The sequence below is a fragment of the Acinetobacter pullicarnis genome (assembly GCF_006352475.1).
GTDB lineage: Bacteria > Pseudomonadota > Gammaproteobacteria > Pseudomonadales > Moraxellaceae > Acinetobacter > Acinetobacter pullicarnis.
Window position 1 is genome coordinate 289,424 of record NZ_VCMZ01000001.1, and the last position, 11,296, is coordinate 300,719.

At 41.8% G+C, this 11,296-nt stretch carries 9 protein-coding genes and 3 pseudogenes; 3 read left to right on the forward strand and 9 right to left on the reverse strand.

Translation table 11 applies throughout. The features are described 5' to 3' along the window. Nucleotides 1-307 precede the first annotated feature (307 nt). Entirely contained in the window at nucleotides 308-1,231 is a 924-nt protein-coding gene (locus FD716_RS01210) for a 2-hydroxyacid dehydrogenase (RefSeq protein WP_139850596.1), read from the forward strand. Between the two features lie 601 nt (nucleotides 1,232-1,832). Here the strand turns inward: FD716_RS01210 and FD716_RS01215 are convergent. The 3 genes and pseudogenes from FD716_RS01215 to FD716_RS01225 all read right to left on the reverse strand — a co-directional run bounded on the left by FD716_RS01215 (nucleotide 1,833) and on the right by FD716_RS01225 (nucleotide 2,740). Continuing rightward, a complete protein-coding gene (locus FD716_RS01215) occupies nucleotides 1,833-2,069 on the reverse strand; it encodes a VF530 family protein (protein ID WP_002058193.1) in 237 nt (78 codons plus the stop codon). 115 nt (nucleotides 2,070-2,184) lie between these two features. Beyond that, a pseudogene (locus tag FD716_RS01220) lies at nucleotides 2,185-2,373 on the reverse strand (type II toxin-antitoxin system HipA family toxin); the annotation flags it as partial. A gap of 64 nt (nucleotides 2,374-2,437) precedes the next feature. Then, entirely contained in the window at nucleotides 2,438-2,740 is a 303-nt protein-coding gene (locus FD716_RS01225; RefSeq protein ID WP_139850597.1) for a helix-turn-helix transcriptional regulator, read from the reverse strand. 199 nt (nucleotides 2,741-2,939) lie between these two features. Between FD716_RS01225 and FD716_RS01230 the strand changes: the two genes are divergently transcribed. Next, nucleotides 2,940-4,031: an ATP-binding protein gene (locus FD716_RS01230; RefSeq protein ID WP_002058158.1), complete on the forward strand. Its 1,092-nt coding sequence runs from the start codon at nucleotides 2,940-2,942 to the stop codon at nucleotides 4,029-4,031. 103 nt (nucleotides 4,032-4,134) lie between these two features. After that, a pseudogene (locus tag FD716_RS01235) lies at nucleotides 4,135-4,386 on the forward strand (helix-turn-helix domain-containing protein); the annotation flags it as partial. Between the two features lie 71 nt (nucleotides 4,387-4,457). On the opposite strand, the gene FD716_RS01240 reads toward FD716_RS01235, so the two are convergent. The 6 genes and pseudogenes from FD716_RS01240 to ltrA form a co-directional block, all read right to left on the reverse strand. After that, complete coding sequence (locus FD716_RS01240; protein WP_019384923.1) at nucleotides 4,458-5,636, reverse strand: acetyl-CoA C-acetyltransferase; 1,179 nt, start codon at nucleotides 5,634-5,636, stop codon at nucleotides 4,458-4,460. Nucleotides 5,637-5,718: 82 nt separating this feature from the next. Beyond that, entirely contained in the window at nucleotides 5,719-7,491 is a 1,773-nt protein-coding gene (locus FD716_RS01245) for a class I poly(R)-hydroxyalkanoic acid synthase (protein ID WP_019384922.1), read from the reverse strand. 124 nt (nucleotides 7,492-7,615) lie between these two features. Then, nucleotides 7,616-7,960, reverse strand: a complete 345-nt coding sequence (locus tag FD716_RS01250) for a phasin family protein (RefSeq protein WP_019384921.1) — start codon at nucleotides 7,958-7,960, stop codon at nucleotides 7,616-7,618. Nucleotides 7,961-8,010: 50 nt separating this feature from the next. After that, a complete protein-coding gene (gene phbB / locus FD716_RS01255; RefSeq protein ID WP_019384920.1) occupies nucleotides 8,011-8,757 on the reverse strand; it encodes a beta-ketoacyl-ACP reductase in 747 nt (248 codons plus the stop codon). 430 nt (nucleotides 8,758-9,187) lie between these two features. After that, nucleotides 9,188-9,415, reverse strand: a pseudogene (locus FD716_RS01260) (transposase domain-containing protein); the annotation flags it as partial. A 104-nt stretch (nucleotides 9,416-9,519) separates the two neighbouring features. Then, nucleotides 9,520-11,181, reverse strand: coding sequence for a group II intron reverse transcriptase/maturase (gene ltrA / locus FD716_RS01265; RefSeq protein ID WP_005167203.1), 1,662 nt, complete (start codon nucleotides 11,179-11,181; stop codon nucleotides 9,520-9,522). Between the last annotated feature and the right edge of the window lie 115 nt (nucleotides 11,182-11,296).

Genomic DNA, 11,296 nt, shown 5'->3' on the forward strand with positions numbered 1-11,296 from the left:
ATGCTACTGAGCCTGCCGAACCTGTGTTGAAACCAATCCCTCAGAATTTCAAATTGAATAGAGGTTTGTTGAATAGCGATTTCAACAAGCTTAGCTGCTCGTTACAGACTTTGAATTTGATAGATAGAACTCGCGATTTTTTAATTTTTTATACATAAATTTAGGATGGAATTATGACTAAAAAATATCTTGTCATCGGGATAAGTAGATCCAATGACTTTCCTCGCCTATTGCTAGAAAATCTTGAGCAATCGACTTGGCGAGAGATTTTATCTTATCGTGGAATAGCTGAATTGGAGCATGGGTCATGATTGTACTTTCGAGTAGCATTTCAGATATACAAGATATCTTAATCAAAGTATTTCAACAATATGCGCCAAAAAACAGCTATTGTCTTGCTGATAGTCCGGAAGCTCAATACGCGACGACAGCTGCATGTTGGTTCCCTGATATGGAAAAATTACGAACGTTGCCCAAATTACGCTTGATTCATTCCGTAGCAGCAGGGGTTGAACATCTCAATTTGAGTGAAATTGGTTCGGATCAATTTGTATGTCGTATCTTAGATGAACATCATCAAAAAGGCATGTTTGATTATTTACATTGGGGCGTATTGTACTATCAACGTCATTTTGATCGTTTTATGCAACAGCAACGGCAGCAGTTATGGAAACAACATAATCAGAATTATAGCCATGATATCCAGATAGGAATTATGGGGTTAGGTCATATGGGCGGCTATGTGGCTGAACGTTTTGCTGCAATGGGGTATCGCGTTTCAGGGTGGTCGAAATCTCTAAAACAGCTCACGAATGTTTCTAGTTATGTGGGTGTTGAACAACGCGCTGAGTTTCTTGCTAAGAGTCAGATATTAATTAATTTAATGCCATTAACATCTGAAAATACAGGAATTTTGTCTAAGTCGCTATTCGAGCAACTACCAGATCAAGCCGCTTTAATTCAAGTTGGCCGTGGTCAACACCTTGTTGAGCAAGATTTATTAAATGCTCTGGATTCGGGGGGGGTACGTGGCGCAATTATTGATGTAACTAAGCAAGAACCTTTAAGTATAAGTCATCCATTTTGGCAACACGAAAAAATTATAGTCACACCACACATTGCCTCACATGCACCAATGTCTGTTGTTGTTGCACAAATTCTTGAAAATGATCGGCGCTTAAATGCCAATTTACCATTGTGTCATCAGGTTGATTTAACGAACGGATATTAATGCAGATATGTATGGTGGCGTTACGGTGCAAGTATTCGGTGAATCGAGGCTGTTTTAAAAGGCAGCCTCTTTGTTTTAATCGGAAAACTACATAAGAGGCGCTTCAGTAGAAGTTGCTAAGCTTATTACGGCTTGAGACTGCATTTAGAAAAGAGAGCGATTGCTTGCCAAAAGCTGTCAATCTATTTTTCAGGATTCGGCAAGTTTTATGTTTGTCTGGCGCTAGAATCAATAGCTTCTCAATAAGCATAAGCAGATTTGAAATAAAGCATCAAACAGAAAAAAAGCCCTAATCGTTTGATTAGGGCTTTTTCATATTTGGAGCGGGAAAAGAGACTCGAACTCTCGACCCCAACCTTGGCAAGAGTCACCGACATAAAATACACTAAATAACATAATTGGTATTTTAATAAACTATATATATAACAGTTATATAGAGTTTTTATTTTGTGTGGTGTAATTTAAGGTAGGGTGGGGTACTTTGATTTTTGGTCACTAATTTATTGTGATAATCAACAATAATAACCAACATACACATGCTTAATCTAAAGGTGTTTTACTGACTGGTATAATTTTATAATGAGAGGGGTGTTGCCTGGGGCTACGGTTTCTGTTTTGCCTTTTGGCGTAAGACGTACAAATATAAGCTTTCTACTTTTTCACGTGCCCATGGTGTGGTACGCAAGAATCGCAATGATGATTTAACACTTGGGTCTATGCAAAAACATCTAATTTCAATTTTACGACTTAAACCTTCAAAGCCACCGTAGTAATCCAATAATTCATCCAAAATGTCAGCAAGTTTTTTGCCGTGTAAAGGGTCATTGGAGGTGTTCATAATAGATCAATCGTATTTTGGGTGGCCATTATTATAACCTGGGCTAGTTGGAAAACTAGAGAGTTGGAATGTAAGTAATGATGGACTGAATAGCCACCAAAATTCTGGAGCACACCCAGCCATCGGGTGATGCATCATATATATGACTTGGTAATCCCATTTGCTGTGTAGGAAAGTTTTTTCTTAATGGGTCACCTTTTAATGGAAGTAGGTAAGAGGAAAGCTCTAAACCTTTACGGATCGCTTCAGCACTGTATTCAAAGGCAATTAATGGTCGACCTGTGATTGCTGTTGAGGAGACCAGTGTACCCTAAAGCCAATATTCACCCCATCCATTGTAGTAAACATTAAGTTTTTTGAGCATGGATTTATTTCCTTTTGATACGTTGGCGAGCCGTATTGCTCTCATAGCGAAGAATATCATCTACACTGTTTAAATGAGGTTTGAAGAGTTCCTCTAATTCTTGTAATCGGCCTAGGACCATGGCAACGCGTACTAAATTTTCAAATGAAACATTTCGACCTGCTTCCAGATTGGATACTGTATTCACACCAATACCAGCACGTGCAGCAACATCTGCCTGAGTCATTTCCAGATAAAGTCGTTCTTTACGAAGCCTCTCACATAATAATCCAACAACTTCTTCAGGTTTTCTGAATTTTAAATCCATAATATTGGGTCTTATGTCCATATATGTCTATTAAACCACAAAATAATGGAGTTATAAAATAAACCAGTTGATCGGTAAGAAGGTGCTTTATTGGCCTGATTAGATCCTATTAGATTAAAGAAATCTAATTAGACATTTACAATCTAATGGAATCTAATACAATCTATGGTAATAAATAAATCATTGCCGAGTAATTAAAATGATGACCATCTCCAATGACCCTTGGCACTTTCCACGTACCGAACTGGCGAAACAAATTTTAGGCATGTTTGAGACTGGACTAGCTAGTTCTCTGACTTTTTTTGCCCCACGCCGGATGGGAAAAACTGAATTTTTACGAAAAGATATTACGCCCCTAGCAGAACAGCTTGGATGGCGCGTTTTTTATTTCAGTTTTTTAGATGCAGGCCTGCATAGTGAAGGGCAGTTTGTAAAAGCTCTTGATGAGTTTTCAAAACAAAATGGCTTAATGGGGAAAGCCACACATTGGATTAAAAATATTGGTTCTTTAAGTACAGAGGTGGCAGGGGTAAAAGCTGAAGTGACACTTCTACAAGGACAAGTGAATTCCAGTATTTTGTCTAGCATTACTAAACTGGCTCAGCAGGGGAAACCTATTTTACTGTTACTTGATGAGATTCAGGCTTTAGCTAGTTCAAAATATAAAACCACGATTGCCAGTTTACGTACCGCTTTAGATATGCATAAAGAAACAATAAAGGTGGTTTTTACTGGTTCAAGTCGAGAAGGCCTGAGACAAATGTTTTCTGTGAGTAGTGCTCCCTTTTTTCATTATGGACAGAATTTACCTTTTCCAAATCTAACAAAAGCATTTACAGATCATCTGGCAGATGTATTTAATCAGACAACAGGACGTAGTTTGAATAAAGAAATTTTATGGCACGCCTTTTTAGATATGAAGCAAAGTCCTCAACTAGCAAGATCATTAGTGGAGCGTTTAGCCTTAAACCCAATGCTGGCTATAGATTTTGCCAAGGAACAGCTTATAGCCGATACAATGGGGCATCGTGACTTTTCGGGATTATGGGGAGAGTTTAAGTTATTAGAACAGCTAATTTTAAAAGCCATAGCGGAATCACAAGTTGAACTTTATAGTAGTCAATTTAGACAACATCTGGCTGATTCCATTGGTGTAGATAACATTGCGGTATCAAGTATTCAATCGGCCCTACGTTCTTTATCAAAAAAACAAATTATTTTTAAACCAGAGAATGGTACTTATGAAATCGAGGATGCTCTTTTTAAAGAATGGATTATGGATGAAGCATAATTTTGAAAACTCATTTGGATAAAAATTTACCGTACCGAGTTTGTCGGAGAATTTTTATTTAAGTATTTTATTCATAGACATTATTTCAATATAATGGGTGTCTATGAACAGAGAAATTCAACAAAGACTCGTATGAGTTAAATTATTTGAAGAGACTAATGATGCTGGCCTAGTTTGTCGGAGATGTGGCATTTCTAGACCAACGTTACGCAAGTGGTGGAAACGATATTCTGAGCAAGGTATTGATGGATTAAGTAGTCAGAGTAGACGTCCCTTAAAATCGCCAAATACTAAAATCAATGCTGAGCTAGAAGCCTTAATATTAGAAATGCGCTCAGCTAGAAATAATGGAAGCCTGAGCTCCCATTATGTATTGAATTTATTGTCAATCTTTATCAAGTTTCAAGATTCGATGCAATGGTGTACTTAGTCACGTTCAACTGCAAGTGCAACACCCATACCACCGCCAACACAGAGGGTTGCAATGCCTTTCTTGGCATCACGGCGCTGCATTTCATGTAATAAAGTCACCAAAATACGGCAACCTGAAGCCCCAATTGGGTGACCCAATGCAATTGCACCGCCATTGACGTTGACTTTATCCAGGTCTAAGCCTAATTCTTTAGCAACACCCAAAGCCTGTGCAGCAAATGCTTCATTGGCTTCAATCAAATCAACCTGATCTAAGCTCCAGCCTGCTTTGTTGAGGGTTTTCTTTACTGCATCGACAGGACCAAGCCCCATAATTTCAGGCTCAATACCAGACATGGCATAGCCTTTAATACGTGCCAATGGCTTAAGACCTAATTCTGCTGCTTTGTCCGCACTCATCATCAGTACTGCTGCTGCACCATCATTAATGCCTGAAGCATTACCTGCGGTTACGCTACCATCTTTTTTAAAGGCTGGGCGTAGTTTTGTGAGGCTTTCAAGGCTGGTATTGGCTTTAATGTATTCATCTTCAGCAAATACAACAGGCTCACCTTTACGTTGTGGAATGCTGACTACGGCAATTTCATCTTTAAACTTGCCAGCTGCCTGAGCTGCCGCAGCACGTTGTTGTGAAGTCAATGCAAGTTGATCTTGTTCTTCACGGTTTAAACCCAGTTTTTCTACAATATTTTCTGCGGTAATACCCATTTGATACTGGTTATAGGCATCGGTTAAACCATCAGCCACCATGCTATCCACCAATTGTGCATTACCCATTTTTTGCCCATTACGCAGCTGCATATAGTGCGCACTTTGTGACATAGATTCTTGACCACCTGCGACCACAATGTCGGCTTCATCGCATTGAATGGCTTGTGCTGCCAAATGTACCGCACGCAAACCTGAACCACAGACGACATTCAGCGTAGATGCAGGCACTTGTACTGGAATACCAGCAGCAATTGCTGCCTGACGTGCAGGGTTTTGTCCCACGCCTGTCGTGAGTACGTTGCCCATAATCACCTGATCAACTTGTTCAGGTTTTACATTAGCGCTGTCTAAAACTGCACGAATTGCTGTTTGCCCCAACTGTGGTGCAGATAAAGATGCAAGACTACCTAAAAAGCTACCAATCGCAGTACGTTTTGCTGCAACAATCACAACATCTTTCATTTTATATCCTTAAATTTTGTGTTCATGTTTCTGTGGATGCACATGATATATAGCATCTGCATGGCTGTTGTTATATGACCGATTAGAATAAATTTACCAAAACATAGCGACCCGGTGCCGCTTCAATGCTTGGATACTGCGCATTACCCAAGTTGCGGGCAGGGACTTGTTCACCAGTGTACGGTGTGACCCATGCCTGCCAGCGCAACCACCAAGATTCAGGGTGATATTCTGCGCCATCTAGCCATTGTTTGGTATTTTCAAACTTGGCAGCATTGGTGTAGCAACCGTATTTATTACGGCTTGGAGGATTGACAATACCTGCTACGTGTCCAGATTCACCTAAAACCAAGGTTGATTCACCACCCAAGTAATCTGCGCCACGGAAACAAGTATCCCAAAGTGCGATATGGTCTTCCTGCGTCGCAATAAAGAAGCTTGGTGTTTTTACACGAGATAGATTCAAGCCCACACCGTTAACCTTAACGGCATTTGGTGAAATCAATTCATTGTTCAAATACAAATTGCGCAATAAGAAATTATGAATTTTGGCAGGGATATTCGTACCATCGCTGTTCCAATATAAAATATCAAAATCAGAAGGTTCTTTACCTTTTAAGTAGTTGTCGATGTAGTAATTCCAGTACAGCGTATTTTCACGCAGTAAACTGAAGGTAACTGCCAACTGACGACCATCGAAATAACCCAATTGATTGTTCAGGTTTTCTAAACCGCTCACTACAGGTTCATTAATAAATACACCTAAGCTGCCTGGGTTTTCAAAGTCGATAATGGTGGCCATATAGGTCGCAGACTTTACGTGATTTTTCAGGCGTTTTGCCACGTAATAGGCTTGAGTCGCAGCAAGTAACGTACCACCAATACAGTAGCCAATGCAGTTGGCCTCTTTTTCACCGGTAATTTCTTCAATTACACGCAAAGCTTCCACTGAACCTTGTGTAATGAGATCGGCAAAAGTCAATTCTTTCTGTTCGGCATTTGGGTTACGCCATGACATTAAAAAGACTGTATGACCTTGCTGGCGCAACCAGTTCACTAAAGAGTTTTGTTCGCGTAAATCCAGCACATAATATTTATTGATAAACGGTGGTACGACTAGAATAGGGGTTTGATACACATTTTCAGTAGTTGCTTCATATTGCAATAATTGGAAAATGTCATTTTCAAAGACGACTGCACCAGGGGTGTAAGCTAAATCTTTGCCCAAGCTGAAAGAGTCGCTATTCACCATGCGAATAGATAAATACTTGCCGCTATTCATGACATCATCATGGAAAACTTGCATGCCACGGACTAAGTTTTCACCTTGTTCAGCTACAGTTTGCTGAATCACTTCTGGGTTAGTCCACAGAAAGTTACTTGGAGATAACGCATTGATCATTTGGCGGGTAAAGAAGTGAATACGATAGCGAACTTTGTCTGGAACACCTTCGACCACATCTACCATGTTTTGCACTAACTGGCTAAACAGTAAATAAGACTGTGACAACAAGTCAAAATTTGGGTGTTCTTGCCATAATGGGCTGTTAAAACGACGATCACCACTTTCAGGCTGAATAAATGGTGCTACATCTTTGGCCACGCTGCGCATCAACACATTTTGGTAGATTTGTATTTGACCTTGCCACCAGCTCCATTGCATTTCCATCATGCGAGCTGGGTTTTTAGATAGTGCTTCAAAGAACAAAGACATATCTTCTTTGTTGAGCTGCGCCAAAGCCTCATTAATTGGGCTTTGCCCATAATAAAATTCTTGTAATTTTTTCCAGATGTCATCATGTACAGAAAAAAATTGTAGTATGTTTTCTTTGAATTGAAATGAGTTCGGGTTCATTTCATCGCTCCATAGCACATGGCTTTTAGCAATCAAATTGAGTGCAGGGCTGAAACTAAAACGGGGAAATTTTCACACTTCCCCGTAACATTCGTCCTGATAACGCATGGTTTTCAGAGCAGTGTTATTTATTGTTAGGCATAGATTCGCTAACTAACTTTTCAAATTCCGATTTGAATTCAGTCGTTAGTGTTGCCAACTTTTTGCCATCTTCAATCATTTGCTGACTAAGTTTGTTCATGGTTTCTAATTGCTTGGTGGTGCAATTCACCATGCTTTGCATGTCTTTAACTTCACTATTGGCAAACATTTGCGCTAGACCAATGTTGGCATAGTTGCGTGCTGCTTCTAATTGTAGGTTGGTTAAGTCAGCAAAGTTTTTAGCCACTAAGCTGTTGAATTTTGTGTACGGTTCAAATACGTTTTTGTATTGTGCATTCATATTTGAAAATAAGTCGCCGTATAGCATGGTGTAACTCCAGTAAATAAACTTGTAAATGAAAATAGGGGCTGCACGGTTTAGTGCATGTATAAACCGCCATTAATCGATAAGGTTTCGCCTGTCACGTACGCACCGTGCTCGCTGACCAAGTACATAACAGCAGCGGCAATTTCAGCTGGCGCAGCAAGACGTTGTAGAGGAATTTGTGCTTCAATGCTTTTAATCACATCTTCACGCATGGCAGTAACCATTGGTGTTGCGGTATAGCCAGGCGCAACCACGTTTACACAAATATTTGAACGTGCACCTTCTTGAGCTAAGGCTTTGGTAAAACCGATAATGCCGGCTTTGCTCGCAGAGTAGTTGGCTTGTCCAAACTGACCTTTTAAACCGTTGACTGAGCTGATATTGACAATACGTCCCGACTTTTGTTCTAACATTTTGTTAAACACGGGCTGAGTCACTGTGAACAATGTTTTTAAGTTGGTATCAATGACTTGTGACCACTGTTCATAGCTCATCTTTTTAAAAGTTGCATCACGGGTGATGCCTGCATTATTGACCAGCACATCGACACGACCTTCAGCAGCAATTGCTTCTTGAATAGCTGCTGTTGCCGCTTCGTGGTTATTTAAATCCGTTAAGACAAAGCGTACATCGCTGTCTTGAAATCCTTCACTTTGAAGCCATTGTTTTTCGCGGTCTTCTTCACGTGGTACAACCGTTGCGATAATTTTATAGCCTGCTGTAACCAGTTGACGGCAAATCTCACTGCCAATACCACCTAATGCACCCGTCACTAAAGCTACTTTTTGTTCAGACATGTTGTTTTCCTAAGCAGAATAAGGTTATAAAAAAATAAGAAGTTTTTCCTCTTTATTCTTGTTTAGAAATTAAGCGTTTTATATTGCAAACAGATTGCAGTTTGATGATGCTTTAAAGTCAAAAGTAAACAAATATTGGAAATATCTTGAGGAAGAAACGGCAGCATGTAAGGATTTGAACAAGCAGCTACAGTGAAGTTATTGATTCATCGTGCAGGACGCAGCAAAGTTCAGAGAACTGGTGCAAATAAGGGTTTGCTATAAGTTGTAGATATATGACAGTTAAAATACATACTGCGAGCAGATTATTTGGATTTAGATTTTTTTAATATGTGCAATTAATAGTTGTTGTGCTTGAAGTGCGTTGTAATGTTGAGGATGGATTTAAAGTTGAATTATTGTAAGCGTCCGCTGAATCCCATACCAATTTTTAATTCGATTTAGGTTTCCAGCAGTGTGGCAGTAACTCTTCAATCTGGGTCACTTTATGTGTCGGCAACCTTTTCAGAACATCACTTAAATAGGCATACGGATCCAGCCCATTCAGCTTTGCTGACTGGATTAATGTCATGATATTGGCTGCTCGCTGACCGCTGCGCAGCGAACCTGCAAATAGCCAATTCTTACGTCCCAACGCCCAAGGTCGCATCTGGTTGTCGGGTAGTCAGACGCAGTTACCTACGTCCAACCCCCTAAGAACCGTGCATGCGAGTTTCCCAGCACACGGCTCAAGCCTCTGCTAAGGCGCCATTCGGCACCCGGTTATACATCGTTGACATTGGCAAACTGAACACTCCTCGGACAATACAGATGGTAAATCTCAAGATTAGCAACTGCATCCGTTCCACCATGACTTAGCTTCACAATATGACGGCTGTGCCATGGTGTATCTTTGGTGACTGGTTTAAGACAGGCGCAGCAGCGACCACCTTGTTTTAGCCACACCCGATACAGCTTGGCTCGCCCCTTTGCGGAGACCAGCATTCTTTTACCCCATCGGGATTCGAAGTACTCATCCCATGCGGGGTCATGAGGGTTAGCAGCAGCCTTGATCTTGATATGTCGCACAATTGGCGTGTCCGAGGCAGACACTAATGTGTATTGTCGCTTCCGACCATCGGCGGACTGTTCATCACATGAGAACACCCATCGACGCGCTCCTTGTACTTTGAAATACCGATCTTTGACCCATCGGAGTGTCTTGCGAGGGTGGCGACGTACAGCCCATCGCCAGAGCATTTCCCACACTGCGTTGTCTACCTGGTTGAAAACCTTCTTGGCAACGACATGACTGTGATAGTTGGCCCAACCCCTTAGAATCGGGTTGAGCAAACCGATCAAAGTGGCCTGTCGTGTCGCTTTGTTTGCATTGATTAATGCTCGCAGCTTGTCAAGATGAGCGCTGATGTTTGCCTTTGACGGCTTGATCAGTAGCTTGCCGTTGTACTTACGTACGTTCCAGCCAAGAAAATCGAACCCGTTCCCTATGTGCGTGATTTTGGTCTTTTCCTGAGAGAGCACGAGACCGCGCTGCGCCAGAAATTCAACCACGGCAGGACGAACTTCATTTTCGAGCCACTCTTTAGAATACCCCGTGATGATGAAATCATCCGCATACCGTACCAGTTGCAGCTTTTTGCCTGTCCATTTGGCGTTAGAGAACCTCTTCGCCAGCATCGTTTCCAGTCCGTCCAAGGTCATGTTGGCCAGCACCGGGGAGATAATACCTCCTTGCGGTGTTCCGGAAAGACTGGGAAACAGCTTGCTTTGGTAGACGTAACCGGCTTTGAGCCATTTCCGTAGAATCACCTTGTCCATTGGGAGGTTGGCGATCATCCAGTCATGGCTGATATTGTCGAAACAGCCTTGAATGTCACCCTCTAGCACCCACTCCGCACTTACTTTTCTTGACAGCACACCAAAGCACTGTGCTGCAGCATCCGCGGTTGAGCGTTGCGGTCTGAACCCATAAGAGTTCCGATCAGCGATGGTCTCCGCGATGGGTTCCAAAGCCAGCAGATGGAGCGCCTGCATGGCCCGGCATTTCATCGTGGGTATCCCAAGAGGTCTCATCTTGCCATTTTTCTTCGGAATAAGGACTCTCCGAAGCGGAAGGGGCGTGTAACCTCGCCTCTTCAACGACATCATCGCACCGGTCTTGGCCTTGGGTGTATTCCAAGTCACCTTGTCGACCCCAGCCGTGTTTTTGCCTTTGTTTTCAGACACTCGTTTGACGGCCAATGCTTTGCCACTAAACGAGTGAGTCAGCAGCCATTGCAAAGCTTTCGCCTTGTTATGCCTGCCGTCTTGTACCGCCTTCACAATACGCGCTTGCAGCCCTCTGACATGACGCTGTACAGCAATCCAATCGATGCTGTCCCACGATGTGCTGGAAGGTGCACACGCTGATACTGCTGCATTCATTTGCTCTCCCTCCATTAAAAGGGTTCTACACACTCTCTTGTGATGAGAGACCATAAGGACGTCAGCCCGCTTTCGCGTGGGGTAATGTTTCAACCTCTATCCAACCCATTACAGA